Origin of the sequence: Paenibacillus cremeus (genome assembly GCF_007786445.1) — a bacterium.
GTDB lineage: Bacteria > Bacillota > Bacilli > Paenibacillales > NBRC-103111 > Paenibacillus_G > Paenibacillus_G cremeus.
The window spans coordinates 1-26,494 of sequence record NZ_VNJI01000074.1 but is presented as its reverse complement, the minus strand read 5'-3'; the positions used below and the strand labels follow the sequence as shown (position 1 = coordinate 26,494).

24 protein-coding genes and 1 riboswitch are annotated in these 26,494 nt (G+C 52.2%); of the genes, 10 read left to right on the top strand and 14 right to left on the bottom strand.

Annotation, left to right across the window (positions count from 1 at the left end):
* Positions 1–232: 232 nt before the first annotated feature.
* The 5 genes from FPZ49_RS32930 to sda all read right to left on the bottom strand — a co-directional run bounded on the left by FPZ49_RS32930 (position 233) and on the right by sda (position 5,079).
* Complete coding sequence (locus FPZ49_RS32930; protein WP_144854638.1) at positions 233–1,072, bottom strand: MetQ/NlpA family ABC transporter substrate-binding protein; 840 nt, start codon at positions 1,070–1,072, stop codon at positions 233–235.
* A 51-nt stretch (positions 1,073–1,123) separates the two neighbouring features.
* Positions 1,124–1,786 (bottom strand): methionine ABC transporter permease, encoded by a 663-nt coding sequence (locus FPZ49_RS32925; RefSeq protein ID WP_144854636.1) that lies wholly within the window; start codon positions 1,784–1,786, stop codon positions 1,124–1,126.
* Positions 1,779–2,798: a methionine ABC transporter ATP-binding protein gene (locus FPZ49_RS32920; protein ID WP_144854634.1), complete on the bottom strand. Its 1,020-nt coding sequence runs from the start codon at positions 2,796–2,798 to the stop codon at positions 1,779–1,781. Before FPZ49_RS32920 ends, FPZ49_RS32925 begins: the two co-directional genes overlap by 8 nt.
* Positions 2,799–2,917: 119 nt before the next feature.
* A riboswitch (SAM riboswitch) is annotated at positions 2,918–3,051 on the bottom strand.
* 134 nt (positions 3,052–3,185) lie between these two features.
* Complete coding sequence (locus tag FPZ49_RS32915) at positions 3,186–4,658, bottom strand: amino acid permease (protein WP_144854632.1); 1,473 nt, start codon at positions 4,656–4,658, stop codon at positions 3,186–3,188.
* 238 nt (positions 4,659–4,896) lie between these two features.
* Complete coding sequence (gene sda / locus FPZ49_RS32910) at positions 4,897–5,079, bottom strand: sporulation histidine kinase inhibitor Sda (protein ID WP_144854631.1); 183 nt, start codon at positions 5,077–5,079, stop codon at positions 4,897–4,899.
* 212 nt (positions 5,080–5,291) lie between these two features.
* Here sda and FPZ49_RS32905 point away from each other — a divergent pair, with 212 nt between their 5' ends.
* The 7 genes from FPZ49_RS32905 to FPZ49_RS32875 all read left to right on the top strand — a co-directional run bounded on the left by FPZ49_RS32905 (position 5,292) and on the right by FPZ49_RS32875 (position 16,013).
* Entirely contained in the window at positions 5,292–7,154 is a 1,863-nt protein-coding gene (locus FPZ49_RS32905; RefSeq protein WP_144854629.1) for a PAS domain-containing sensor histidine kinase, read from the top strand.
* A 212-nt stretch (positions 7,155–7,366) separates the two neighbouring features.
* Complete coding sequence (locus tag FPZ49_RS32900) at positions 7,367–9,133, top strand: AAA family ATPase (protein ID WP_144854627.1); 1,767 nt, start codon at positions 7,367–7,369, stop codon at positions 9,131–9,133.
* Positions 9,134–9,413: 280 nt separating this feature from the next.
* The gene (locus FPZ49_RS32895; RefSeq protein WP_144854625.1) at positions 9,414–11,168 is read left to right on the top strand and encodes an ABC transporter ATP-binding protein; all 1,755 of its coding nucleotides are present in this window, start codon (positions 9,414–9,416) and stop codon (positions 11,166–11,168) included.
* A complete protein-coding gene (locus tag FPZ49_RS32890; protein WP_144854623.1) occupies positions 11,152–12,984 on the top strand; it encodes an ABC transporter ATP-binding protein in 1,833 nt (610 codons plus the stop codon). Before FPZ49_RS32895 ends, FPZ49_RS32890 begins: the two co-directional genes overlap by 17 nt.
* Positions 12,985–13,204: 220 nt before the next feature.
* Positions 13,205–13,870 (top strand): DUF559 domain-containing protein, encoded by a 666-nt coding sequence (locus FPZ49_RS32885; RefSeq protein WP_144854621.1) that lies wholly within the window; start codon positions 13,205–13,207, stop codon positions 13,868–13,870.
* 84 nt (positions 13,871–13,954) lie between these two features.
* Positions 13,955–14,848 (top strand): AraC family transcriptional regulator, encoded by an 894-nt coding sequence (locus FPZ49_RS32880; RefSeq protein ID WP_222430001.1) that lies wholly within the window; start codon positions 13,955–13,957, stop codon positions 14,846–14,848.
* 160 nt (positions 14,849–15,008) lie between these two features.
* Complete coding sequence (locus tag FPZ49_RS32875; RefSeq protein WP_261381738.1) at positions 15,009–16,013, top strand: right-handed parallel beta-helix repeat-containing protein; 1,005 nt, start codon at positions 15,009–15,011, stop codon at positions 16,011–16,013.
* A 65-nt stretch (positions 16,014–16,078) separates the two neighbouring features.
* Here FPZ49_RS32875 and FPZ49_RS32870 read toward each other — a convergent pair whose 3' ends face one another.
* From FPZ49_RS32870 to FPZ49_RS32855, 4 genes are all read right to left on the bottom strand, one after another.
* A complete protein-coding gene (locus tag FPZ49_RS32870) occupies positions 16,079–16,507 on the bottom strand; it encodes a GNAT family N-acetyltransferase (protein ID WP_144854618.1) in 429 nt (142 codons plus the stop codon).
* Between the two features lie 144 nt (positions 16,508–16,651).
* Positions 16,652–17,971 (bottom strand): MFS transporter, encoded by a 1,320-nt coding sequence (locus tag FPZ49_RS32865; RefSeq protein ID WP_261381737.1) that lies wholly within the window; start codon positions 17,969–17,971, stop codon positions 16,652–16,654.
* Positions 17,958–19,583 carry a PEP-utilizing enzyme gene (locus tag FPZ49_RS32860; RefSeq protein WP_144854614.1) on the bottom strand — a complete coding sequence of 542 codons (1,626 nt, stop codon included), beginning with the start codon at positions 19,581–19,583 and terminating at the stop codon, positions 17,958–17,960. Before FPZ49_RS32860 ends, FPZ49_RS32865 begins: the two co-directional genes overlap by 14 nt.
* A 64-nt stretch (positions 19,584–19,647) precedes the next feature.
* Complete coding sequence (locus FPZ49_RS32855) at positions 19,648–20,553, bottom strand: PEP/pyruvate-binding domain-containing protein (protein WP_144854612.1); 906 nt, start codon at positions 20,551–20,553, stop codon at positions 19,648–19,650.
* A gap of 248 nt (positions 20,554–20,801) precedes the next feature.
* Between FPZ49_RS32855 and FPZ49_RS32850 the strand changes: the two genes are divergently transcribed.
* Positions 20,802–21,500 (top strand): class I SAM-dependent methyltransferase, encoded by a 699-nt coding sequence (locus FPZ49_RS32850; protein ID WP_144854610.1) that lies wholly within the window; start codon positions 20,802–20,804, stop codon positions 21,498–21,500.
* Between the two features lie 14 nt (positions 21,501–21,514).
* Here the strand turns inward: FPZ49_RS32850 and FPZ49_RS32845 are convergent, their stop codons facing one another.
* A complete protein-coding gene (locus FPZ49_RS32845; RefSeq protein WP_144854608.1) occupies positions 21,515–21,850 on the bottom strand; it encodes an HIT domain-containing protein in 336 nt (111 codons plus the stop codon).
* 131 nt (positions 21,851–21,981) lie between these two features.
* Here FPZ49_RS32845 and FPZ49_RS36230 point away from each other — a divergent pair, with 131 nt between their 5' ends.
* Both FPZ49_RS36230 and FPZ49_RS32840 read left to right on the top strand, forming a co-directional pair.
* Positions 21,982–22,152: a hypothetical protein gene (locus FPZ49_RS36230; RefSeq protein WP_186446246.1), complete on the top strand. Its 171-nt coding sequence runs from the start codon at positions 21,982–21,984 to the stop codon at positions 22,150–22,152.
* A 64-nt stretch (positions 22,153–22,216) separates the two neighbouring features.
* Positions 22,217–22,684 carry a peroxiredoxin gene (locus tag FPZ49_RS32840; protein WP_144854606.1) on the top strand — a complete coding sequence of 156 codons (468 nt, stop codon included), beginning with the start codon at positions 22,217–22,219 and terminating at the stop codon, positions 22,682–22,684.
* Between the two features lie 75 nt (positions 22,685–22,759).
* On the opposite strand, the gene FPZ49_RS32835 is transcribed toward FPZ49_RS32840, so the two are convergent.
* The 4 genes from FPZ49_RS32835 to FPZ49_RS32820 all read right to left on the bottom strand — a co-directional run bounded on the left by FPZ49_RS32835 (position 22,760) and on the right by FPZ49_RS32820 (position 25,998).
* Positions 22,760–23,557 carry an ABC transporter permease gene (locus FPZ49_RS32835; RefSeq protein WP_144854604.1) on the bottom strand — a complete coding sequence of 266 codons (798 nt, stop codon included), beginning with the start codon at positions 23,555–23,557 and terminating at the stop codon, positions 22,760–22,762.
* 6 nt (positions 23,558–23,563) lie between these two features.
* Positions 23,564–24,361 carry an ABC transporter permease gene (locus FPZ49_RS32830; RefSeq protein ID WP_144854602.1) on the bottom strand — a complete coding sequence of 266 codons (798 nt, stop codon included), beginning with the start codon at positions 24,359–24,361 and terminating at the stop codon, positions 23,564–23,566.
* A gap of 2 nt (positions 24,362–24,363) precedes the next feature.
* Positions 24,364–25,389, bottom strand: coding sequence for an ABC transporter ATP-binding protein (locus FPZ49_RS32825; protein ID WP_144854600.1), 1,026 nt, complete (start codon positions 25,387–25,389; stop codon positions 24,364–24,366).
* A gap of 138 nt (positions 25,390–25,527) precedes the next feature.
* Entirely contained in the window at positions 25,528–25,998 is a 471-nt protein-coding gene (locus tag FPZ49_RS32820; RefSeq protein ID WP_144854598.1) for a low molecular weight protein-tyrosine-phosphatase, read from the bottom strand.
* Positions 25,999–26,494: the final 496 nt, after the last annotated feature.

The following is a 26,494-nucleotide window of genomic DNA, read 5'->3' as shown; positions in this document are numbered from 1 at the left end:
CCAAATACAGGATACCCATCCTGCTTAACTTTTAAAAATTTCGAAAGAAATTTTTTCGGGGAGTGGGTCTTTTTGTGCCTAAATCGTACAAACCCACCATTAAACCGCATTTTCGTATAAAAAAGAGCGGGCTATCTTTTCGATAACCTGCTCTTGTTCTTGATTTTGGACACTATGCCTTAACTAAATGACATTGCCCGCGGGGCAGGCTTTTTCACCTTCAAACCATCTATTAAAACGCAGGAACGATAGCGCCTTGGTACTTGTCTTCGATGAACTTCTTCACGTCCGGCGAAGTCAAAGCTTTAACCAGCTTCTGCATCGCCTCGGAATCCTTGTTATCCGGACGGGCGACGAGGATGTTCACGTACGGGGAGTTTTTGTCTTCGATGAACAGGGCGTCCTTCATTGGCGACAGCTTCGCTTCGATCGCGTAGTTCGTGTTGATCAGCGCCAGATCCACTTCACCCAAAGCGCGCGGCAGCATAGCAGCTTCGAGCTCTTTGATCTTCAGGTTTTTCTTGTTCTCGACGATATCCTTCACAGTCCCTTTGATGCCCACGCCGTCTTTCAGCTTAATCAGGTTGTTCTTTTCGAGCAATGCGAGTGCCCGGCCGCCGTTCGAAGGGTCATTCGGAATCGCTACGGTTGCGCCGTCTTTCAGCTCGTCCACTTTCTTGATCTTTTGCGAGTAGGCGCCGAATGGCTCGATGTGAACGCCGGCTACCTTCACCAGGTTCATGTTTTTGTCCTTATTGAATTGGTCCAAGTAAGGAGTATGCTGGAAGTAGTTGGCGTCCAGCTGCTTCTCGAACACCTGCACGTTCGGCTGGACGTAGTCGGTGAACTCCTTGATTTCCAAGTTCACACCTTGCTCCTTCAGCTTAGGCTGTACGAACTTCAAGATTTCTGCGTGCGGCACAGAGGATGCCCCAACCTTCAGAGTTACTTCTTTCGCCGCTCCGGCAGCGCCGGTGGCTGGTGCGGCAGGTGCCGCTGCTTCTTTTTTGCCGCAAGCCGACAAGGAGATCGCCAAGACGACGGATAGTGCGGTGATCGCAAATTTTTTCATGAATGAGTCCCTCCACATAATGTTTAAAATGTATGATGTATTTAAAAATCCTTATTTCCGCTGATATTTCCGGACAATCCGGTCTCCGAGCGACTGTAGGATTTGCACCAACGCGAGCAAAATCAACACTGTAACGATCGTGATGGTCGTTTGGAAGCGCAAATAGCCGTAGCGGATCGCTAGATCCCCCAGCCCGCCCCCGCCGATTGCGCCTGACATTGCGGTATAGGATACGAGCGTAACCGCCGTAATCGTAATCGCAGCCACGAGGCCCGGACGAGCCTCCGGCAGCAGAACGCGTCTAACGATCTGCCAGTACGTCGCTCCCATCGATTGAGCTGCCTCGATCACCCCGCGGTCCACCTCGCGCAGCGACGTTTCTACCAGCCTCGCGAAAAACGGCGCCGCCGCAATGACCAGAGGCGGGATCGTCCCCGGTACCCCGATGGAGGTGCCGACGAGCAGCTTCGTGAACGGAATGACCAAAATCATCAGAATGATAAAAGGAACAGAGCGAAGTACATTGACAATAAACGATAGTACCGCGTAAACGACCGGCTGTGGCGTCAATTGACCGCGGGCAGTCACGAACAAGACAATCCCCAGCGGCAGTCCGATCACCACCGTAAACAGCGTGGATAAAACCAGCATCATGAGCGTATCGGATGTGGCCAGTCCCAGCTCGGACCAGTCTAGATTTAGCAAGCTATCCATGACGAAGCACCTCCACATCCAAGCCTCGGCTGCGCAGAAGCTCGACCGCGCGAATGGCCTCAGGCTCCGCCCCGCGCAATTCCAGCACCAGCTGACCGTAAGGCGTCTCCTTTAGCCTAGAAACGGTACCCTGCAAAATAACAAACGGAACGTTGCAGCCGCTCATCGTTTCGAACAGCACTGGCTCGTAGGTTTGCTCACCGATATACGTAATCCGAATCATCGTGCGCTCCCCAGCCGCATAGTTTTTCACGGTTAGGCTTTCATTAAGATTACCTTCAACCTGCGCCACAAACTCCTGCGTGGTCGGATGCTGCGGCTTCAAGAACACATCGGTTACCGGTCCGGCTTCCACGATTTCGCCGCCGTCAATGACCGCGACCCGGTCGCAGATGGAGCGAATCACCTGCATCTCATGCGTGATCAAGACGATCGTGATCTGCAGCTCCTTGTTAATGCTCAGCAAGAGCGACAAAATCGATTGTGTCGTCTGCGGATCCAAAGCAGACGTCGCTTCGTCGCACAGCAGCACCTTCGGGTTGGTCGCCAGCGCCCGGGCAATGCCGACACGCTGCTTCTGACCGCCGGAGAGCTGGGACGGATACTTGTCCCCATGCCCATCCAGGCCGACCAGGCCAATCAGTTCCTGCACTCGGGCCGCTACCTGCGCCTTCGATTGCCCCGCCAAGCGCAGCGGGAATGCGATGTTCTCCGCGACCGTATCCGAGGTCAGCAGATTGAAGTGCTGAAAGATCATGCCGATCGTCCGCCGCTCCTCCTGCAATCTCCCCGTACCGAGTGCCGTCATGTCGACGCCGTCGATCAGCACCTGGCCCGCGCTTGGCCGCTCCAGCAAATTGATCGTACGGATCAGCGTACTTTTGCCTGCTCCCGAATGACCGATAATGCCGAAGATTTCGCCTTTGTTAACGGTTAAATCAATATGCTTCAGCGCCGTGACTTGAGCCGCTCCGGTGCCATATTGTTTTTGAATCCCCTTCAATTGAATCAACGTCCCACACCTCCTTGACAAAAAAATATGAAATGAAAAACCCCTGAACATCCGGCCGGCTGACATATTCTGTCAGATAGGCCCCAGAGGTACAGGGGTTAGCAATTTAACTCATGTCCCTCTCATCTTCCAGAACCGTCCGGCTCTGGAGGAATTGGCACCAGACTTCCAGCCGATGAATGAGCGTCATTCACCTTCTGAAACGGTTGCCGGGCATCATAGGGCCTTTTCCCTCCGCCTCTCTTGATAAGAAGTTAATCTATTTCGTTGTCTCATTAATTAACCATTGGTCGTTAATGCCTTGTAATCTTATTAAATAATCCCACATTCGTCAATAGGAAAATCCTGCGATTCACCATTTTGACAACTGTTAGTTAATGGAAGCTGCTACTTTTGACCGTTCGCACCTGCAATGTCACACTCGCGCAGCGGAATGACCTTCGTACCGTGCTTCAGCTTATAGCCGATCCACACCAGGAAGAACAGCGGCAGGCCGATATAGGAGGACAGCAGCGCATAAAAGTCGATGGCATCTCCCGAAACCGCGGCATAGCCTTGTCCAATCATAACGAACAGACAGACCACGAACGCAAAGATCGGTCCGAACGGAAACCATCTGGCTTTGAAGGGAAGATCGCTCAAGCGGAACCCTTGAAGGACATACGCTCTGCGAAAACGATAATGGCTGATCGCAATGCCGAGCCAGGCCAAGAAGCCGCACATGCCAGACAGGTTCAGCAGCCAAATGTACACCACCCCATCGCCAAACAGCGAGGTGAAGAACGCCAGCATCCCGATGGCCGCCGTAGCGATCAGGGCTGCAACGGGGACCCCGCGGCCGTTCAGGCCGGACAGCCAGCGCGGCGCCTTGCCTTCCTTGGCGAGCACCCACAAAATCCGCGTCGATGCGTACATGCCGGAGCTGCCGGCCGACAGCACTGAGGTCAAAATAATCGCATTCATAACCGAAGCAGCAAAAGCCAAGCCTGCGTTCTCGAAGACGATCGTGAACGGACTGACCGCGATTTTATCCACATCAGCGCTGACAAGGACCGGGTCGGTATAAGAAATGAGCATCCCGATCACGAAGATCGCGAAAATATAGAACAGCAAAATACGCCAAAACACATTGCGGATCGCCCTCGGGATATTCACCCTTGGATTATCGCTCTCCCCTGCCGCGACCCCTACAAGCTCCGTGCCCTGGAACGAGAAGCCCGCCGCCATAAACACACCGAGAATCGCCATGAATCCGCCGTTGAATGGTGCGTCCCCTTCCGTGAAATGCTTGAAGCCGACGGCTTGTCCACCGATAATCCCTACGATCATGAGCAGACCGACAACAATAAAGATAATAACGGTCGCCACTTTGATAAAAGAGAACCAATATTCCGATTCCCCGTAGCCCCGTACCGATAAATAGTTTATAAGGAACATAATTAATAGAAACAGCGTACACCAGACGATCGACGGACTGTCCGGGAACCAGAATTTCATGATCAGACCGGCCGCCGACAGCTCCGCTGCAATCGTAACCGCCCAGTTAAACCAATAGTTCCAGCCGAGCGCAAAGCCTAGGGCCGGGTCGACAAATTTACTCGCATACGTGGCGAACGAGCCGGAAACCGGCATAAACGAAGCCATCTCGCCCAAGCTCGTCATTAAAAAATAAACCATAATGCCGATGGCCGCATACGCCACCAGCGCACCGCCTGGACCGGCCGAATGAATCGCGCCGCCGCTGGCGAGGAATAGTCCCGTGCCGATGGAGCCTCCAATGGAGATCATCATCATGTGGCGCGCTTTCAGCCCGCGGTTAAGCTCTTGATTGCGAGGCTGCTTCGAATTGTTGTTAGTCATCTGGTTATATATTCCTTTCCCCCACAGAGAAAAATAAAAGAGGTCAGCGAGTAGAAACTCATTGACCACTGGTTAACAGCATAGTTTAGTTTATGCAAAATCGGAAAATCAATCAATGGGTACCAATGGAAAATAAAGTTTCTTTTTCATACCAAATGGAGCACCTCGCCCGTTTGAAATAACACTTATAAAATAAAGAAAGAAGGAAGCCACTGCGGCGCTCCTTCTTTATATCTTCTTACACATTTTTTTGAGGTTCGATAAAATCCTGTGCAAATTCTGAGTCTAGGTGCAGATTTCGCTTCATAAGCTCGGCAATGACCATTTCAATGAATGCTTCATCAAGCGGGATCAGCTTCGTTTGGTTTACAATTTCGATCAACTGTTGGTTACTCAATCGATGCATCGCAGCCACCTTCATGAAAATATTAACTTCCTTATTTGAACAACGTTACCAAATTTTTTAGGATTGATATTGTGTTTTTTTTAGATGTTTTTGTGTTTATTCTATGTTGCTCTAGCAAAAAGAAAAAGTTGAAGTTTCGTTGAACCTGCTATAATCTAGTAATTGAACTACATAATGGGCACTATGCGTCCTCTACCCTATTCTCAGCACATAAAAGGTGACCACAAATGAGTATACCGAACGGAAATGAGATTTCCAAGCTTTCGATCGACCATAACACATGTGCACTATCCATCACCCGTGAGCTCGAATCTTTTATCGATCAGTTAGCTGACGCCGTATCCTTATGCGATAAGAATGGGGTAATTCAAAAAGTAAACCCAGCGTTTGTGGAGCTCTTCGGCTGGCAGGAGCATGAAGTCATCGGCCTGCGGCTGCCCATGATCCCGGAACGCCACTGGGAGGAAGCGGACCGTTCGCTAACCGCTTTGATGCAAGGTACACCGAAGGCCGTATTCCAAGTGAACGTTGTGAACAAGTTCCACGCGTTGTTCCCAGCTTCCATCACGGTCACCGTCTTGCGGAATCAAGCCGGGGACATTATCGGATTCACGGGTATTATCCGAGATTTAAGCCAAATGAACCGAATGCTCGATGAGCGGAAAATCGCCGAGAAGGCGCTGCTGGAAGCCGAGGAAAAATACCGGAGCCTGGTTGAGGAAGCGCTGGTCGGAGTTTATTTATTTCAGAACGGGAAGCTCGTCTATATCAACCCGAGGTTTGCGGAAATTTTTGGCTATAACCCGAAGGATCTCGTCATGACCGACCCTGTCGTGCTTATTGTCCCGCAGGATCGCGCCGCTTTTGGCGAGTTGATTAACAGGATTTACAAGGACACACACTTCAATATTAACATGGAAGCCAAAGGCGTGAGCCGAAACGGTTCCTTGGTGTATTTTGAACTCAGCGGCAAATATACCGTTTATAATGGAGCGCCGGCCTTGATCGGCACCGTGCTTGATATTACCGAACGCAAAAAAATCGACCAGATGGTCCGAGAAAGCAACCAGCGCTACCGTCGTCTGATGGACCTGTCACCTGAACCCATTATTGTACATAGCGACGGAATCATCGTTTATACGAACGACGCTTGTATGAAGCTGCTCGGAGCGGAAGATCCCTCACGCACGATCGGGACATCGGTGTTCGATTTTTTGCCTCCTGACACCCATAAGCTGGCCAAGCAGCGGATCCAGGAGCTGGCTGCCGCCAAAGACAAGCTGGGCAGCTTGGAATACCAAATCATGACGATGTCCGGCGAAGTGAAGCAGGTGGAGATGTCGAGCACTTTATTTGACGAAATTATGGGCACGCCGCTCATTCAAACCGTCATTCGGGACGTAACGGAAAAGAAAAAGACGGAAGAGATGCTTCGCCGATCGGACAAGCTGTCCGCGCTGGGCCAAATGGCCGCCGGCATCGCCCATGAAATCCGAAACCCGCTGACCTCGCTCAAGGGCTTCGTACAGCTGATGAAGGCGCAGAAGCCGGATCGGCCGGAGTATCTCGATATTATGCTGACCGAGCTGGATCGCATTAATTTTATCGTTTCCGAGTTCATGAAAATTGCCAAGCCGCAGCCTACCGATTTCAGCTTTAAGCATGTGGGAACGATTGCAGCCGACATCGTGTCTCTGATGCAGTCCCAAGCCATTTTACATAAAACCCAGATTACCTTGAACATAAAGGATGAGCTCCCGCCAATCCTGTGCGATGAGAATCATTTGAAGCAGGTGCTGCTCAATGTGCTCAAGAATGCGATAGAAGCGATGCCGCAAGGCGGAGAGATCGTAATCGAGTTGTCGCTTGAGCCGGGCGGCCAGGTGAAGATCAGTATTACGGACCAAGGTCCGGGTATTCCCGAGAAATATTTATCCAAGCTGGGGGATCCCTTTTTTACAACCAAAGAAAGCGGTACCGGCCTAGGCCTGATGGTCTGCTACCAAATCATTGAGGCTCACAAAGGAACGATGCACATTACAAGTAAGCAAGGCGTTGGGACCACGGTGCATATTTGTCTTCCCGCCTAAGAATTCACATGCAATTTCAACTGTAAAAACATGACCTGCTTGATCACGCTTCCACAAATTTAGTTGTCATGCTTCTCCCCTCTCAATTCTATACTTAATTATAAGATCTTTAACAAAGAGTTGTGAGGTGTTAGCTTAACGGACCTACCTAATGCGATGGCTTGACTTTCAAACCCGATCCAACCAATTTTATAAAGGAAGTGAAGCCAGTCATGAAACGGTCTCAGTGGATTAAGTGGCGCAAATTGATTCTCTGGCTCGGGACGCTTCTAATTATCGGTGTACTGCTGTGGGCGGGTGCTCCCACCTCTATCAGTATAGCGGTAAGTTTACTGAGCCTCGCCTTGCAGCTATTGTTTGCCATTATGTTCATGCTCGTCCAATTTGTCGCCCTGTTCTGGTTTCTTGCTCGAGGGCGAACGTACTGGATTTTGCCTGGGGAAACGGGCGTAACTTGGGACGACTATCGCGGTAATCCCGAGATCGTAGAGAATGCCAAGCGGATCGTCACCCTGCTTAAGGGTGTTAAGGAATTTAAGGAGATGGGCGGCGAAGCGATTCGAGGCTTGCTGCTCTGCGGACCTCCGGGTACAGGTAAATCCTACCTGGCTCAGGTCATCGCCAACGAAGCTCAGGTGCCCTTCGCCTATGCCTCCGCGCCGAGCTTTCAGAACATGTTCTTCGGCGTCGGCAACTTGAAGGTCATGGGCCTCTACAAGAAGGCGCGCAAGCTGGCCAAATTGTACGGCGCTTGTATTATTTTCATCGATGAGATCGATGCGATCGGTATGAGCCGTTCCGCCGGCGGCGGCGGGGCTGGCGGAGGCGGCGGAATGTTCAGCATGGGCGGCGGCGCAGGTCTCCTCAACGAGCTGCTTCTGCAAATGGATCCGCCGAACATCGACAATTCCTGGCTCACCAAGCTGTTCCGCATGCTTCGCCTGCGCCGCTCCAAAGCGGACAGACCTGCCGTGCTGACCGTTGCCGCTACGAACCTGCCGGATGTTCTTGATCCTGCCCTGCTTCGTCCCGGACGGTTTGACCGTCAGCTGTGGGTTGATTCGCCGGATTATGACGGTCGGGTGGACATTTTCAATTATTACCTCAAAAAGGTGAAAAAGGATGAGTCCTTGACTGCGGAGAGGGCTGCTCTCGATACCATCGGCTACAGCCCGGCGCAGATCCGGCACATCGTGAACGAGGCTGTCGTGATCGCGCACCAGCGGGAAGCCCAAGAAGCCAGCTACGAAGACTTCAGAGCTGCGATGGAAACGTATGAATGGGGCCTCAAGCAGCCGCTTCGCTCAATGAAAGAGGATGAACAGCGGAACGTGGCCTACCATGAGGCTGGGCACGCGGTAGCGCAATTTTTGCTGAAGCCGCACGATCGAGTCTGGAAGGTCACGATCATTCGTCGTGGCGGCGCGCTCGGTCTTGCAGCGACTAAGCCGACGCACGAGCGGTATAACCGCAGCGACAGTGAAATCTTGGCGGAGATCCAGGTTTGCTTGGCCGCCCGCGCAGCGGAAGAGGTGTTTCTCGGCAAGAAGCTGAATGGCGTCACCTCGGACCTGCAGCAAGCGACTCAGATGGCCGGAGCCTACCTGGGCATGGTCGGAATGGGCGATGAGCTGTTCAGCTGGCTGGCCGCCGGCTCCCGCACCGATGCGCTCAGGGCGCTCCGCCCGAAGATCAACGAGCTGCTGAAGGATCAGATGGCTCAAGTGAAAAAGCTTGTCGAAGAGCACGCCGACTTTATCCACGCCATTGCTGCCGAGTTACTTAAGCGCGGTGACTTAACCGGCGAGGAAATCGAGCAGATCTATGTCGAGCTGTACGGCCGCACCCGTCCGGAGCCGCCGGAGATCAAGCCGCTGCCGCTGATGGACTCCTATGCCCAAGCGGCTCCGACGAAGCTGCCCGAGGATGGCGACTTAGATCCGGATGAAGATACGGAGGCAGGTTCTGATCCGAAATAACGATATACACAGAGCGTCCCCCTTGGTGAATATGGGGGGCGCTCTTTTCGCTTTAGCCTATTCCGCTACTTATTGATGAAACTACGCTTAAACCGTTGAAAACGCGAGACATCGGCAGATAAGGTCGTTCCTGGCTCTCATACCGGACATTTCCAAGGAATTTAAAGGGAATATGCTACCAGCCGTACTTGCGTTCAGATGAAATATTTAGGTTAGCGAAGTATAATAAATGTCTGAGACGATTGGTAAGCTTTTACTTAAAAACAGGATGTGGATGCCCTTGAAGGACCCTCGATTGCTCTTGAATTACTTGAAAGCTCACTGGTATGTTTATTTGCTCGCCGTCCTCTTCATCGCCTTGGCCAACGTAACGCAGTCCTATTATCCGAAGGTGCTCGGCAATTTCGCCGATCAGCTGGAGCTCGGGGCGATTACGCGGCCGCTCATTGTCCACTACAGTCTGCTCCTTCTGGGGATCGGGCTAACGTACGGTTTGCTCGGCGGATTAGGCCAGTATATCGTCATGCACATGGGCCGTTTGTTTGAATTTTATACCCGCAAGCGGTTATTCGAGCATTTCGCCACGCTCAGCGAGCATTACTATTCGAAGCACGGCGTCGGCGAGCTGCTCAGCTATGTAATGAATGACGTAAAGAATGTCCGTGATTCCATCTCGCAGGGGATTAACCACATGACGAACTCACTCATTCTGATTTTGTCCGTGATCGTCATGCTCTCCTTCAGCTCTATTCCAGCTTATCTCATCTTTATCTGTATACTGCCGATGCTCGCCATCCCTTGGGTGGTTGTCTCGTTCGGGCCTGTCATTAAGCGCCGTTCCAGAAAAGTTCAGGAAGCGCTTGCAGCCATGACCGAGTCGGCCGAAGAGCAGTTCGGCGGCATTCGGGTCACGAAGACGTTCGCTGTGGAGAAGATTATGAGAGGCCGCTTCGGCCGCACGGTGGATCGTATTTTGGAGCATCAGCTTCGGCTCGTTCGTGTGTCTTCGCTTTTCCAGGCCCTGATGCCGTTTCTTGGCTCGCTCTCCTTGATCATCTCGATCGCTGTCGGCGGCTACTTAACGATTCACAAGCAAATCACCCTCGGGAACTTCGTTTCGCTAACCTTGTATCTTCGCATGATGGTGAACCCGCTTCAGCAGATCGGCAACGTGATCAATACGATGCAGCGCTCGCGAGCGTCCTTGGAGCGTGTGAATAACCTGCTGGCGATCAAGCAGGATATTGAGGAAGCCGAAGATGCTGCACCGCTGCGTCCGGGCGCCGTCGGTATTCACATGGACGGATTGACATTTACTTATCCGGAATCGTCGAAGCCTGCGCTGCAAGGGATTGAACTCGTCGTGCCGCCGGGCAAGACGCTGGGCATTATCGGCAAGACCGGCAGCGGCAAAACGACGCTTGTCAAGCTGTTGCTGCGCATCTACGACACGCCGGAGCATACGATTCGGATCGGTGACCAGGATCTGCGCAGCATTACGCTGGAAAGCCTGCGCAGCAGTATCGCTTATGTGCCGCAGGACGGCTTCTTGTTCAGTACGACGATCCGCGATAACATCGCGTTTTACGACCGTGAAACGGAATTTACCAATGTGGAAAAAGCAGCCAAGCAAGCGCAAATCCACAATAACATCATCGAATTCCCCGAGCAATTCGAAACTCGCCTGGGCGAACGCGGCATTACCCTCTCCGGTGGTCAGCGGCAGCGAACCTCCCTCGCACGCGGGTTCATCAAGAATGCGCCGGTGCTGATCCTGGATGACAGCGTGAGTGCAGTGGACGCCGTGACGGAAACGAAGATTATCGAAAATATTCGATTGGGACGCAAGGGCAAAACGACGATTATCATCGCGCACCGCATCAGCGCCCTGAAGCATGCGGATGAAATTATCGTTATGGATGAAGGAAAAATCGTGCAGCGCGGAACCCACCACCAGCTGCTCGCAGAGGACGGGATCTATGCGGCCCTCTATTCGATTCAGGAGGAGGGAACGCGCTATGCCGAAGGAAAATAACTTCACAAAGCCGGAAGATGAAATCAGCAGCAAGTATAACATCAGTCCGGAGCAGCGCCGTGCCGCCTTCAAGGCGATGCTGGCTTACGCGAGGCCGCATCGGACGAAGTTTTTGTCCATTTTTCTCTGTACCTTTCTCGCCATCGCAGCCGACTTGCTGCAGCCGTATTTGGTTAAGATCGCCATCGATGATAATTTAAGCGTGGGCAAGAACGATTTTCGCATGCTGCTGATCATTTGCGGTGTTTACTTGGCGCTGTCAGTGATCGGATTAAGCTTCACCTATCTGCAGAACAACCTGCTGCAGTTTACGGGCCAAAGCATCATTACCCGGATTCGCAAGGAATTGTTCGAGCATCTGACCAAGCTGCCGATGTCTTTCTTTGACCGGTTCCAAAGCGGCAGTCTCGTGACCCATGTTTCCAGCGATACGGAGACGATCAACCAGTTTTTTACGCAGGTGTTTCTCAGCATGATTCGCGACGGGATGACCCTGATTTTTATCATCGTGCTCATGTTCCACCTGGATCCGACGCTGGCTGGCTACAGTATGGTTTTGCTCCCGATCATTGCCGGTATTGCGATCGCGTTCCGCTCTTATATCAGCAAGACATACCAGCTCTCGCGGACGCGGCTGTCCAGGCTGATAGCCTTCATCGCCGAGAACTTGGCCGGGATGAATTTGATTCAAGCGTTCCACCAGGAAGAGGAGCAGACGAAGCAGTTTACCGACCGTAATAAGCAATATTTCATGGCCAATCTAAGGGAAATTCGATCGAACGTGCTGTTTAACCGCTCCTACGATATTTTGGGCAACGTCTCCGTGGCATTCATTGTCTGGATCGGCGGACTTGCGGTATTTAACAAAAGCATCGAGTTCGGAGTATTGTACGCGTTTATTACGTATATTCGTCAGTTTTTTAACCCGATCAACAACATTACGCAGCAGTGGAACACGCTTCAATCGACGACGGTTTCGATGGATCGGCTATGGCGTCTGTTCTCGATCACCCCTGACATTCAAGATGCGGCTAAGCCTAAGGCTGTGGATATGGCTGCGGTGAAGGGCCGGATCGATTACAATCACATCCGGTTTGGCTATAGTGAAGAAAATCCGGTCATCCACGACCTCGACCTTCACATTCGACCGGGTGAGATGATCGGCATTGTCGGCTCGACCGGAGCGGGCAAAAGCTCGCTGATGAGCCTGCTGTGCCGCTTCTACGAGGTGCAGAGCGGAAGCATCCTCATCGACGGCACCGATATCCGCGACATCCCGCAGGAGACGCTGCACCGTATGATCGGTCTCGTGCAGCAGGAGCCCTATTTGTTCTCGGGCAGCATCGTCGATAACGTGCGGCTGTTCGATACGCGCATCTCCCGCGAGGCCGTCATTGAAGCATGCCGCTTCGTAGGCGCCGATGCGCTGATCACGCGGCTCAAGGACGGCTACGACACGCTGCTGTCGGAGCGCGGCAGCGGGCTGTCCGCCGGCGAGCGGCAGCTGATCTCCTTCGCCCGGATCGTCGTGTTCGAGCCGAAGATTTTGATCCTCGACGAGGCGACGGCCAATTTGGATTCGCAGACGGAGCAGCTGGTCCAGTCGGCGCTGCGCGTCGTCTCGGAAGGCCGCACCACGCTGGTCATCGCCCACCGCCTCTCGACCATCATGCAGGCCGACCGCATCATTGTGATGCGCCACGGCCGCATTGTCGAGGAAGGCACGCACCAGCAGCTGCTGGCCAAGGAAGGCTACTACGAGCAGCTGTACCGCCACTCGCAGGGCAAAGGTAAGCCTGCGTTAGGCGCCGGCTGAGTGTTTTACGGCCCCGAGCGTTCTTCGCCTTTTTGGCGGAGGCCGCTCGGGGTTGTTGTTTGTTATGGGCCGCCGTCTACGTGCCAGCGCCTTGTCAACCTCCCACTTCCCTGTTATACTAATTGAAAATCATACCAGTTCGGAGTGAAGCACACCCCGCAGCGGATATCGTCCGTGGCGGGGTGTTTCTTTTTTTCCGAGGCCGCAGGAGGTTGTCACATTGCACCCGAATTTAACGCGTTATATCGAGCAATTGGAGAAAGAGGCGGTCATCGGCGGAGCGTACCCGAAAAAGCTGGGGCGACCCGAGCTGATGTTTCTGCAGGAGGTATGGGGGCCGGTCTTCAACTACCAATACGATGGGCTGCAAGCAGAGTATCCGTTCAAGGATTTCAAAGAAGGGCAGCGGTTTGTGGACTTTGTCTATGTGAAGGGAGGCATGAAGCTGCTGATCGAAATTGATGGCTTCACGACCCATGCCCGAGACATTTCCCCTGGGGAATTCGATGATCACCTTCTCCGGCAAAATGATCTTGTGCTTTCCGGCTGGCTCGTACTGCGTTTCTCGGCCCACTTAGTGGAGAAGCAGCCCCAGCAATGTCAAAAGCAAATCAAGCAAGCGATTGGCCATTGGTGGTCGCTGACGAAGGGGGAGCTAACGACGGAGGACGCCGATGTTTGGCGCTTGCGCCGAAACTTGCTCGTTCAAATGGCCGCACAGCGCAACGGCAGTCTAAAACCGCGCGATGTCGCCGATGCCTTTCAGGTAACCAGCCGGGCAGCGGTGAATTGGCTCAAGCGATTTCAAGCCGAAGGGGTGTTCACCGGGGAAACCTCGAAGCAGCAGCGAACGACGCGGTACATTTTGCAAAATACGTTTCAATGAGTGTCAGGGGCTCATCTTCCCTATTCCATGCCTGTCGCTTATACTGAAGTGGAAGATCGGAACGTCATGGAGGGCGATATCGATATGAACCGTGTAACTCAGAATGTGGATCTCAAGTTCAAGCCCTTTTTCTTCCAATTCCAAAAACAATCCCTCGGCCCCTTCGAGGTGTTTCATGCCCATAAAGGGATGGAGTTCATCTTCGTACACGATGGCGCAGGACGCGTGATCTTGGAGCAGGAAAAAGCGGAGGTGCAGCCTGGCACCCTGATCTGTTACATGCCGTTTCAGCTTCACAAGCTGGTCATGGAACCGCGCGTTCCGTTCGTTCGCTCCATCCTGATTTTTGAGCCTTCGGTCCTCTCCCCTTACTTGCGCATTTTTCCACAGCTTCGCTCCCTGTTTATGCAATTCGTCGAAAATCCATCGTTTCCGCACATTATCGGCCCAATGGCCGACCAGCGGCAGCTGAATGAGCTGCTCGGTGGGTTCCAGGCTCAAATCCATGAATCACAGCCGGAGCACCAGCTGGAAGTGTTCGCCGCCTTTATGATCGCTTTCCTGCGGCAGCTTCCGCCACTCCTCCCCTGCAAATGGGTCCCACCTGTCTCCAAAGCCACTTCGGGTCCGACGCATCACGTGAGCAAAATTATGCACTGGATCGAGCAGCATTACATGGACGATTTTTCATTGGAGCAGCTGGGCAAGGAGCTTCATCTCTCCTCCTGCTATGTCTCGCATTTGTTTCGGGAAGCGACCGGGGAAAGCATCTCCGCCTATTTGGCTAACCGTCGGGTGCGAGAGGTTTGCTTGCTTTTGAAAACGTCTTCACTCCCGCTTCAGGACATCGGACGACGTGTAGGCTTGCCGAACATCCCTTATTTGTGCACGGTATTTAAAAAGGTCATGAACGTCACTCCCAATCAATACCGCAAAATGTTTAACCTACATATGACTCGAGAGCCCGACTCGGAATAAAAAGAGACCCGACATTGTAACACATTATCATGGCCCCCACTGCAAAGCAGCAACCCAACCAAATAAAATCGCAATGTAACAAAACTATTGAACCGGACAAGCCTGTATAATCATCTTTGTAAGCGTTTACTAAAACTCACTTTGAAAAGGATGATGGATAATGGAGTTCATTTCAAGAGAGCATCTTAGAAAAGCTTGGGTTGCAGGATTGTGCGCGAGCCTGGTCGCTGCCTTTTTAGTGACTACGCCCAAAACGTCCTACGCAGCCACCCGCGTGGTCAATGTCAGCACAGCCGCACAGCTCACCAGCGCATTAGCCAGTGCCCAGCCTGGGGACGATATTATTTTAGCCGCAGGGGTTACGTTTACGGGGAAATTCACCGGAGCCATTGACGGAACGTCGGCAGCGCCGATTACGATTGAAAGCGCAAGCGCAACAAACAAAGCGATCCTAAGCGGCTCCTCCGGTACGGGAAGCGGAACGACGCTGACGATCACAGGCGACTACTGGATTGTTAAAAATGTCAAAGTAACAAACTCCCAAAAAGGGATTCTGTTCGATAACACCAATCACAGCTTGATCGACGGGGCTGAAGTGTACAACACCGGCCAGGAAGCCGTTCACTTCCGCGATGGCAGCTCGTACTGCACGATTCAGAACTCGTACATCCACGATGCCGGCGTGGTTACAGCAGATTATGGCGAGGGCGTCTATGTCGGTTCCGACAGCAGTGCCAGCTATAATCACACGGTGATTGGCAACAGCATCCTCAATAACACGATCGGGCCAAACGTCGCTGCCGAGCACATCGATATTAAAGAGGGCGCAGACGGGACGCTCGTTCAGGGCAACACGTTTAACGGGACTGGCATTAGCGGGGCTAACTCAGCGGACAGCTTTGTCGATGTGAAGGGCGTCAACAGCCAAATCTACAACAATACCGGCTCCCGAAATGGCAATGCCAACGTCGTGGACGCCTTCCAAGTTCACACTCACGGCACAGCTTATCCAACGGGGACGAATAATGATTTTAGCGGCAATTCCGTCAATATGGACGGCGTAGGCTATATTGTCAACGTACCGACAGGCGACGCCAAGGTTCATAACAATACCCGCTCCGACGGGTCCACCAGCTTATACAATGGGAACTACACTACGTATTAAAATGATAAAACCTTCATTTCCACTGATTCGATTCAGCGGAAATGAAGGTTTTTTGTGGTTCGCAGCTACTTATACATCTTCTCAAAATGATGACAGATGATCCGCATGCCGCAATTCAAATAAAAGCGGTGGGCATCGTGCCGCTGATAGCCAGAGTCCAAATGCAGTGCAGTACACTGCTGCTTGCTCGTCTCCTCCTCCAGCCAATCAAAGAGCTGCTTCGCGTAGCCACGGGACCTAGTGGCCTCATCGGTTATGAGGTCATCCACGTACACATGCCGTCCCCACGCAAGCGACTCACAAATACGATACCCGGCCGCAGCCCTGGCAATGCCCTCGTCATCCATCAACGCAATCAGCTTATAGCCATAGCTGGATTGTTGTTCTTTGACTCGACTTACATACGTCGCTTCTTCCAAATGCGGCCGCAGCTGCTTCATAAGGAAATAAGTGGAGCGGATCTGCTCGTCCGATTCGATCATCACAATAGCCATGTTGCATGCCTGCCTTTGCTGTTAGAATAATGCTTTGAATGTACTTCAACTCGTGGCATAAAGAAAGAGCCAATTCTGTCCACAATCATTGGACCATTGATCCAAAAGGAGCCGCTGCTCGTCTCAGCAAGCTCCTCCTGCTTCTCAGCGATCTGCCGATATGCCTCGCGAGTCCATTAATCCGCGGGACAACGGAAAGCCGATAACGGCCAGCGCCAGTAAACAATAAAACAGCAGATGATAATCCAGCATCAAACTGACCATCACCGAAGCAGCCATCCCGCCCAGGTAGCGAAAGGTGGAGAAAATGCCGGACGCCACTCCGGACATGTCTTTGGGCACTGCCTGCAGTGAAGCGGCCTGCATAGAGGGAGTCCCAATCCCGCCGCCAATGCCGCCGATCAGCAGCACGGCTGCAATATACGGGAAGCTGGGATACACATAGATGCCCAAATACCCGAGCAGCGCCGCCCCCGACACGAAGAAGGATAGCAAGACCAGCCGCTTTTTGCCAATCCGCTCGGTTAACGAGCCCCCAAACCAAGAGCAGGCCGACATAGCCAGCGAGAAGATGAACAGCAGAACGCCAATGTTTTGTACGGAATAATGAAACTCCTTCTGCAGCAGCACCGGCATGACGAGAATCGTGCTGTACATAATGGCGTTGCTCAGCATGATCGAAAAATTGGCACTTGTAAATGATTGTATTCGAAAAAGTGTAAATTGAATCAACGGTTCCCTGCTTCTTCGCTCCTGACGAATAAATAATACAACCGTTAGCGCAAGAATAACTGCCGTCCACACGTTGAGGAATTGAGGATGGGTTATGGATAAAGTAAGCAGCGTAAACCCTAGCGCCAGGTAAAAGGAACCGAGAATGTCCAAAGGCGCCCCGCTCTTCGGTCCGGTGCTGGGCAAATAAATATACGCCATCAGCAAGCTAAACAGTGCGAACGGGATGTTGATCCAAAAGATAGAGGTCCATCCCCACAGGCCGATTAAGAGCGAGCCGACTAGCGGACCGATCGCCGCCCCGAGCCCCATCATCAGCCCGAATGTGCCGAACGTGCGTCCCAGCCGTTCTCTAGGTACGATGTCGCGAATCAAGGCGCTGGCATTCGGTGCGGCAATCGCGCCGCCGATCGCCTGCAAAGCCCGGAAGCAGATCAGCAACAACAAGTTGAAGGACATCATGCAGGCCGTCGCTGCGGCAAGAAACATCAGCATCCCGATCAAAAACATCGTTTTTTTTCCGTACAAGTCGCCCATCTTACCGGCAATCGGCTGCACAGCTGCCATGATGATCAAGTAAATCGTGATGACCCACGAAGCCTGCGCCAGAGGTACGCCCAGCGAGTCGGCAATGGTAGGCAGCCCAACGGCAATCATCGTGGAATTGACAGGAACCAGGAAGGTTCCTGTCAAGATGGACAGCAGTACAAGCCGGTGATCAGCTTTGCCCAAAATAAACCACTCCCTCGGTGCCATCGACCGTTACCCGATCTCCGTCTTTGAGCAACGACGTAGCGACCCGGGTTCCGACAACCGCTGGAAGCTTGTATTCTCTAGCCACCGTACCTGCATGGGACAGAATCCCTCCGGCATCCGTTACAATTGCCCCGGCCAGTGTGAACAGCACGGTCCATGGCGGCGTCGTCGTTTTGCAAACAAGCACGTCGCCCTTCTGAATTTTCGCGAAGTCCTCCCGCCCACGAACCACCTTGACCGTCCCTGTGTATCGGCCTTGCGAAGCGGCGTATCCGGTGAACGTCTGCTCCTTCTCCCGAATCTCCGGCGCACGCCCCCCAAAAATCCGCTCCATAAGCGGGTTCTTCTCCTGCGGCGGCACGCCATAGAACGGGGGCACCTTCAAGCTCTTGCTCGCTTCATACTCAGCTCTGCGCTGCTCTACCTTGCTGTTCTGGTCCGAAGGAGAATCCAATACGTTCAGCAGCTCATCCAGATATAAGTAAAAGACGTCCTCCCGGTCGGCCACCACACCCTGGGCTACCAAGAGTCCGCCTACGTTCAGCAGAAAGCGTCTCGACTTGGCCGGGAGCATCGCATCGATGTAGAAATGGTGGTCCTCATCGAGGCCCCAGGCATCAAGCGCCCACTGATGCAGCATGATAAACGTCTGCTTCAACTCGCCATCCGGCATTTTGGCTAACGCTTCGGCGGTCTTAGCCTCCCGCTCTCGAACCCTTTGGGCGAACTCCTCGTCGAAATTGTAATCCTTCTTCATGTAGGCGGCAATCACACACAACGGATATTCCGGGTTCTCCACCCAAGTAATGTCGTTGAACTCATGAGAGTTAGCCGAACGGTAGCCATACTTTTCGAGCACATCATGCAGCTGCTCCAAAAACGCCCTTCCCGCTTCGCTTGCCTCTAAGCCCGTGACATAACCGGCAGCAGGCGAAGCTGCAAACACAGCCCGCATCTCTGGCGACTGATTAGCTAGGCCAGCAAGCCTCCACAGCTCCCTGTCGGTCTCCAGCGACTTGTTCATCACACCTAATAGCAGGTCGTACACAGCATCGGAATTAGGGTCGCCGGTCAGCTGCGTATACAGCTCTCCCAATGCCATGAACGACGACCGAGGCAGGACGATCTCAAAATGAAGCTGCCACGCACGCTGATAAAATTGGAATAACTCCAAGACTTTCTCCTTAGCGTCCTTTGGCGTAAGCGAACAGCTCCGGTATTCATCAAGCCGCCGATAAAACGGCAAAAACTCTTTTTCAACATAGTGGTCCAGGTTATGCCTTAAGTTCGGTAAGAGAGAATTCATTAATTGTTTATGTTCATTCAGGCGCTGCTGCAAGTCTCCTTGAAATGGCACGTTCGCTTGATAGATCCGTCCGTCGGATAGTTTAAAGCAAAATTGCCGAAGCGGAAATTTCAACACATCAAAGGCAAGCCTTGTACCTTCCGTCACCGCCGGAACCATAAAGGAGGCGAATAAGGGGGACAACGGGTTCGCTAGATGAACCTCATCTTGGAACCAAAAGCCCTCCTTCTTTTCTTCTTCACTCAACATGAGCTCACTTTGAAACGACTCTGAAATGGGCATACGTTATTCGTTCCTCCTTCGAAATGTAGATCGATGTGTCGGTCGGGGACTGCTGGCTTTACAATCAGGTCGTGACTGGTCTTGCCTGAAGTATGTACATTTTGCCGTTCTTCATCGCAAACTCCAAATCCACCGGATGCCCGAAATACTTCTCCAGCTTTAGCGTCTGCTCCACCAGATCCCCGATTTGTTCCTCTTCAAGGCAAAAGCGGCACTGCTCTTCCTCCGTCGTTTCGAGCTCCATCGTTTCTATAGCGCCTGCGACGACCTTCAGCTCTTTTAGCCCCAGCTCCTTCCGAATACGTCGGTCACTCTTACCGATGAAATACGTATCCGGCGTCACGAGGCCAGAGACAACCGCTTCGCCCAGCCCGTAGCTGGCATTGATAACGATTTCATCACTGTTTTGCGTGACCGGATTCATGCTGAATAGGACGCCTGACACGTCCGCCGCCACCATTAGCTGAACCAATACCCCCATCGGAAGGTCGTTCATATTCCAGTTAATGCACTTCTGCGCTGCATACTCCCGAACCCGCGCGGAAAAAAGGGATGCCCAGCAGCGCTTCAAGCTCCCCAAGACGTGTGGGAGATCCGTCACATTCAGAATCGTCTCGTATTGTCCAGCAAACGAGGCCGCTGCTAAGTCTTCTGCAGACGAGGAAGACCGGACCGCTACCGCGTTGTCTGGTACCTCCGCGCTTTTAAGCAGCTGCTCATAGGCCATCGCTACTTCCCTGCCGATTTCCTCAGGAATCTCAGCTTGGAGCAGCCGCTCCTCATAATCGGACCAGGTGCCCTCGATCAGCAAACCGTTGACTGCAATAAACCGATCCAGCGCCTCCGCAGTGACAACAAAGCCGCCCGGGACCCCGACGTCCAGCTCCATCATTCTGGCAAGCTGAAGCGCCTTTGAGCCGATCCTCCTGAGCGACTCTTGACTAGCCTGATCCAGCGATATTGTGAACAAAACGGAACATCCTTTCCTCTATTTTACCGAAGCTTAACCCTACTCTGAATCCGCGGGTCTGAATTATTAATATTTTGTAAATGTCGATTATACAACTAAATTTTTAGTCAACGTTGAACGATTGTTTGTACGACATACGTATTACCATTTATATAGTTATAACCTATAAATTTTATTGTTTTTATATATTTTTACAATCAACGGACTAAGAATATAATGGAAAAAACGGATCACTGAGGAGGAAAAACATGAACCAGCCCACTGTAAAACAGCTGTTTGATGCCGCTGCGAGCGAGTACGATAAGCAAAGGAAGTCGCTCATCCCCTGCTTTGACGATTTTTATGGAATGGCTTTGTCCCTTGTAGATAGTGGGGAGTCGGCCCCACGGATTTTGGATTTGGGCGCAGGTACGGGGCTATTCTCCGGCATGGTGAAGTTGAAATACCCACAAGCCCGGATGACCTTGATCGACTTAAGCGATGCGATGCTGGAGGGGGCGCGCCGAAGATTTCAGCACGCGGAGGACGTTCAGTATATCGTCGCGGATTACTCTACCTACGAATTTACGGAGTCGTATGACTACGTCATCTCCTCGCTGTCGATTCATCACCTGCCGCACTCGTCTAAGCAGCAGCTGTTCCGAACGATCCACCGAATATTGCGTGATGGCGGCGTTTTTGTAAATGCCGATCAGGTGCAGGGGTATTGCGAGAGCACGGATGCCATGTATCGCAAGCGCTGGCTGGAGCAGATCGCAGCCACCTCCCTCTCCCAAGCGGAAATCAACGCCTCGATTGAACGAAGAAAGGTCGATATCAACGCCAAATTGGGCGATCAGCTCCGCTGGATGGAGGACGCAGGGTTTGCCGAGGTGGACTGCATGTACAAATCTTTGGACTTCGGCGTGTTTTATGGCCGCAAAGCCGAGAGCTCAAATCGAGTCTAGATGTGAAGTGTTGTTCAACCCTTGTTCAAAGGCATCCCGAACGCGAGATGAAAGTGAAGATGCTTGGAATCCTGGTATTTCCCCAGGTTCGTGATCACTCGGCAAGCCCCGTGCTCGGACACCACCTCACCGGCCACCTGCTTCACCACGGACATGAGCTCGATGAACAGATCGTTGTCACTCTCCTCCAGCGTAAGTAGCGAGGAGATGTGACGCTTGGGAATCACCACAATATGCACCGGATAAAACGGGCGGGTATGGTGGTAGGCGAGCACACGCTCAGTCTCCAGCACCTTCTGTACAGACGTGCGCCCGCTCAATACTTCCTCACAGTAAAAATCTTCGGTCATCGGATCGTCCTTCCTTCTCATAAAATAGGAGAGTCCTACTTATTCTGCACGAAGTAGAGGTTTCCTTTTTTTACTAGCGGGCCTATCTTGATGAATATGCCGGTTTAACGAACAGCACGCGCAGCACCTATTTGGACTATGACATCGTATTTCGAACCTTCAAAACTGCAGATCAACAGCAGCATGTGCTGGAAGCCTCCGAGTATGTAACCAATCTCCTGAATGAAATGAGACGAATCGGATCGATCGTCGATTGGCATGGATATATGGAGAATGAAAATAACTATGTTCAGGATCCGTAATTTGGTATGATTTGAGAGTATAACAGCTTTCCAGCAACCACCATACCAAGGAGGCCATACGCCCATGTCCAAAGTCGAGCTAGGTCAGCCGGTTCCCGATTTTACTTTGCCTGCATCCAGCGGTGCACCGGTATCTTTAAGCAGCTTTCGCGGTAAGCGCGTCGTCCTGTACTTTTACCCGAAGGATATGACGCCGGGCTGCACGAAGGAATCCTGCGAATTCCGCGATTACAACAGCGAGTATCAGAGCTTGAACACTGAAATTATCGGGATCAGCCCGGATGATCTGCCGTCGCACGATCAATTTATTACCGAATATAGTCTGCCTTTCCTGCTGCTGTCGGACGTGTCGCATGAGGTTTGCGAGCTGTTCGGCGTTTGGAAGCTGCGGGAGCGGGACGGTCAGCAGTTCTACGGCGTGGAGCGGTCGACCTTCCTCATGGATGAGCAGGGCGTGCTGGCCAAGGAATGGCGTGCGGTCACCGTCGACGGTCACGTGGCAGACGTTTTGTCGGCCATTAAGCAGCTGTAATAGCATAGCGAAATGGATCAGAGCTGGATAAGGCATTTCCTTGTCCAGCTCTTTTTTATTCTGTCCGGCCCCTCCTTAATTCCCCGTGCTCTCATATCGCCGCAAGCCGCGCCGGAAAATCCATAGTGCCATACACGCCGTATAAATGGCCACGAGCGGCGACAGCAAGCCGTACAATCCCCACTCCTCCTGACCGAAAATATACACCGCCGGAAAAAAGCTAATAAACGCAAACGGAACCACCGCAGTAATGAGCACCTGTACGCCCAGGTTGTAGATATTTAGTGGAAATCGGGCAAATTCGCCCAAGGTATGGATCATATGCGCAAAAGCCGTATTCGAGCTCCCCGACCAAAACGTATGACAGCAAGCGGCCAGCAGTACCGTTACACGAATGACGACCGCAGACACGATGAGCAGGATGACCATCAACCCTTTTTCCTGCGTCCAATCCAGCTCGATGTGCTGCAAGGCCCGAACGAGTATCACGGCACCGACGGCCATCGTTCCCAGCCCGCCAATCCCAATATTGGAGGTCAGCACTTGCAGCACGGGCGGAATCGGCCGGATGAGCATCCGATCCAGCTCCCCTTTATTGACCAGTACTCCCAGTACCCACATCCCGTTGAACAAAAATCCGGAAGCCCCCTCCACAAAAAACACCATCGCATACATGAACGCCACCTTCCAAAAATCCCATCCCTGAATATGGGGAATACGCTGAAACACAACCCATAAAAACACATAACCTAGGATCTGCGTCAGCATGACAGCCGCCATGGACACTAAAAAATCCGTTTGGTACGACACAATCGCTTTCATCTGCTGACTCATCAGCCGGTAGTATATAAACAGCATTCGTGAAGGTCTCATCTTGGTTCACCCCCCGTTAATCGTGACCTGCCGCACGGCCCAGCCCCACATCAGCTTTCCGCAGCCCCACAGGATGACGCCCCATACGAATTGCATGCCGACATTCTGCATCGCCGCCATTCCCTCCAGCTTACCTAGATAGATCGATGCAGGGACATACACAATCCCTTGAAAAGGAAGCACCTTCGCCAGCCCTTCCAGCCACCCTGGGAAAAAGGCCAACGGAATCAGCGCCCCCGAGAAAAAGTTCGTGATCGCCGCCCGCATCCATGCCACCCCCATGCCATTCGAGGTCCAAAAGCAGACCAAGCTGGACAAATATACGATGCCAAATTTGATAAACACGGACCCTAGAAGGCTGCCTAAAAACAGCACGGCCGCTGGCCCCGATGGGGGCACGATCATACCATTAGTCAACGCCAACACGACCGCAATCAAAATCGCTGCTATACAGCCCTCCAAAAGACTCGAGCCGATCGTCTCCGCAATGCGCGCCTTCTGAAAATCGAGCGGCTTCAGCAAGTCCATCGCAACCTCGCCGCTGATGATTTTTCTGGAAATTCTAGTTTCGGAGTACCAGGAGATAAGCGAGTTGGATAAAAAGGTGACGAAGATATACGCCTTCATCTGCTCCCACGAGAACCCAGATAGCTGCTCTCTGCTTTCAAAAATCGCTTGCCATAAATAAAACATCGTAAGAATAAAGATCAGGCTTCCGAGCAAGCTGATCAAGTAAGTCGAGCGGTAGGCGATGGAGTTTTGCATGGTAATTTTGGCCAGTGTGACGTATTTCCGTTTCACCATCCTCATGCCTCCTTGGCCTCAGGCTTACTGAGGTTCAGCTCCCCTTCATACACCTTGCGAATGACATGATCAATCTTCGGCTCATCAATATGAAAGTCGCTCACATTTCCCGCCTTCATCAGATGCCCTGCCACTTCACCTGCCGAAATCGCGAATCGATCAAAACGAAGCGAAAATTGCAGCCCCGAATCCTTCTCTAACGTCACACCGGGCAGTCCGGCCACAACACCGCTCAGATTCGTAATCGGCTGCTCCACTTGAAAGTGCATTGTTCGTTCCTTAGCGAACCTATCCTTCACCGCCTGCAGCTCCCCATCATAGATGATGCGTCCTTTATCGATAATGATCAGGCGGCGGCAAATTTCTTCGATGTCCTCCAGATCATGGGTTGTCAGCATAATCGTCGTCCCCTGCTGTTGATTCATTTCCTTAATAAAACGACGGATACGCTCTTTCACCGCAATATCGAGGCCAATGGTCGGCTCATCCAGGTACACGATTTTAGGATTATGCAGCAGAGCAGCAGCCAAATCGGCGCGCATGCGTTGACCTAGGGAAATTTTTCGGGCGGATAAATGCAGGAACTCGCTTAAGCCCAGCAGCTCTACGAATCGGTTCATATTGTATCGATAGATCGGCTCTGGGATCTCATAAATATCCTTGAGCAGCGCGAAGGATTCGATGATGGGCAAATCCCACCACAGCTGCGTCCGTTGGCCAAACACGACCCCGATTTTCTGCGCATTTTCCATCCGATGCTTGCTTGGTGAAAGCCCACCGACGGTCACCGTCCCCGAAGTGGGGACTAGAATGCCCGTAAGCATTTTGATCGTAGTCGACTTTCCGGCCCCATTGGGACCGACATACGCCACCGCTTCCCCTTCTTGGATCGAAAGCTGAATGCCGTTCACCGCCGGTTTTTCTTGGTATTCCGGTTGTACCAAATGCTTCATGGCGCCCAGCAAGCCCTGCTGTTTTACCGGCACTTTAAACGTTTTGCTTAGCATATTCGCTTCAATTAAACTCATCGGGCGGCCTCCTCTATGGTTCACATGTATAGAAATTATTATGGATTATATTTCCATACACATCAATTATAACGCGCTTACAGCTCGCTGATATTTGTCCCATAGAAAAAAGCCGCTGACAGTCAGCGGCCCTCCACATCACACTTGTTCTTTTTCCCGAATATAGGCCAGCAGCCGGTCGCAGCCCTCATCCACCATGTCGTAAACCTCTTGGAAGTTCCCCGTATAATACGGATCGGGCACATCCCCGCCGTTATGCTTCGGCACAAAATCCAGCAGCTTCTTCACTTCCGCTTGATGCTCTGCAGGCGTCCACCGGGTCAAATCGTTTACGTTGCTTTTATCCATGGCAATTATGTAGCGGCAATGTTCAAAATCAAGCTTGCGAACCTGCCGGGCACGAATTCCCGAATCATCAACACCATTATGCTTCAAAATGCGCCTCGTCCCCTCATGCGGACGCTCTCCCGTGTGCCAATCTCCCGTACCCGCGGAATCCACCTCAATGAGGTCAGCGAGGCCCGCTTGCTTCACCTTATGCCGAAACACCGCTTCCGCCATCGGCGACCGGCAAATATTGCCTAGACAAACAAACAGCACTTTGATCATGAAAATCCCCCCAAAACATAATGCCTAAATTTTACGTTAAGTTAGTGAAGGGAAGCAAGATATCGAAGATAGGGTGCAGACGGCAAGCGGCTAACGGAACTATGTTCCGCTAATCGCCAACACAAAGGGCTAGCCACAGATTAACGGAACTCGGTTCCGCTATTAAGGATAAGACAGCCAATTTGGATGCGAAAACGAGTGAATAACGGAATACAGTTCCGCAATCCTCACAACCTTCGGTAGCGTCAAGAAGTTTGTGTAAGCAGTCTTTGGTAAAAACAAAGTAGAGTATTCAAAGCTTAGTTTTTAGAATATTCAAACATGAGTAAGTAACTTCACTTAGAGGTCCTCCAAAGGTTTTATATGGAGGGGTGGGCATGATAGGCTCAATGGCCTGGCGATACGAGTTTACGAGGTATCGCCCCTTCGCCAGTCATCATGCCCACAGAGGCTCCATGTCAAGCCGGCTCAGAAGTTCCGTATCGCTTCACAAACA

Bases quoted from the DNA above. Each gene is read 5' to 3' on its own strand.
- FPZ49_RS32830 (WP_144854602.1), bottom strand. From the start codon at position 24,361: ATGGTGAAACGGAAATACGTCACACTGGCCAAAATTACCATGCAAAAC.
- FPZ49_RS32845 (WP_144854608.1), bottom strand. From the start codon at position 21,850: ATGACCGAAGATTTTTACTGTGAGGAAGTATTGAGCGGGCGCACGTCT.
- FPZ49_RS32875 (WP_261381738.1), top strand. From the start codon at position 15,009: ATGGAGTTCATTTCAAGAGAGCATCTTAGAAAAGCTTGGGTTGCAGGA.
- FPZ49_RS32840 (WP_144854606.1), top strand. From the start codon at position 22,217: ATGTCCAAAGTCGAGCTAGGTCAGCCGGTTCCCGATTTTACTTTGCCT.
- FPZ49_RS32835 (WP_144854604.1), bottom strand. From the start codon at position 23,557: ATGAGACCTTCACGAATGCTGTTTATATACTACCGGCTGATGAGTCAG.
- FPZ49_RS32880 (WP_222430001.1), top strand. From the start codon at position 13,955: ATGAACCGTGTAACTCAGAATGTGGATCTCAAGTTCAAGCCCTTTTTC.
- FPZ49_RS32900 (WP_144854627.1), top strand. From the start codon at position 7,367: ATGAAACGGTCTCAGTGGATTAAGTGGCGCAAATTGATTCTCTGGCTC.
- FPZ49_RS32930 (WP_144854638.1), bottom strand. From the start codon at position 1,072: ATGAAAAAATTTGCGATCACCGCACTATCCGTCGTCTTGGCGATCTCC.
- sda (WP_144854631.1), bottom strand. From the start codon at position 5,079: ATGAAGGTGGCTGCGATGCATCGATTGAGTAACCAACAGTTGATCGAA.
- FPZ49_RS32860 (WP_144854614.1), bottom strand. From the start codon at position 19,583: ATGCCCATTTCAGAGTCGTTTCAAAGTGAGCTCATGTTGAGTGAAGAA.
- FPZ49_RS32825 (WP_144854600.1), bottom strand. From the start codon at position 25,389: ATGAGTTTAATTGAAGCGAATATGCTAAGCAAAACGTTTAAAGTGCCG.
- FPZ49_RS32925 (WP_144854636.1), bottom strand. From the start codon at position 1,786: ATGGATAGCTTGCTAAATCTAGACTGGTCCGAGCTGGGACTGGCCACA.
- FPZ49_RS32905 (WP_144854629.1), top strand. From the start codon at position 5,292: ATGAGTATACCGAACGGAAATGAGATTTCCAAGCTTTCGATCGACCAT.
- FPZ49_RS32915 (WP_144854632.1), bottom strand. From the start codon at position 4,658: ATGACTAACAACAATTCGAAGCAGCCTCGCAATCAAGAGCTTAACCGC.
- FPZ49_RS32850 (WP_144854610.1), top strand. From the start codon at position 20,802: ATGAACCAGCCCACTGTAAAACAGCTGTTTGATGCCGCTGCGAGCGAG.
- FPZ49_RS32870 (WP_144854618.1), bottom strand. From the start codon at position 16,507: ATGGCTATTGTGATGATCGAATCGGACGAGCAGATCCGCTCCACTTAT.
- FPZ49_RS32890 (WP_144854623.1), top strand. From the start codon at position 11,152: ATGCCGAAGGAAAATAACTTCACAAAGCCGGAAGATGAAATCAGCAGC.
- FPZ49_RS32820 (WP_144854598.1), bottom strand. From the start codon at position 25,998: ATGATCAAAGTGCTGTTTGTTTGTCTAGGCAATATTTGCCGGTCGCCG.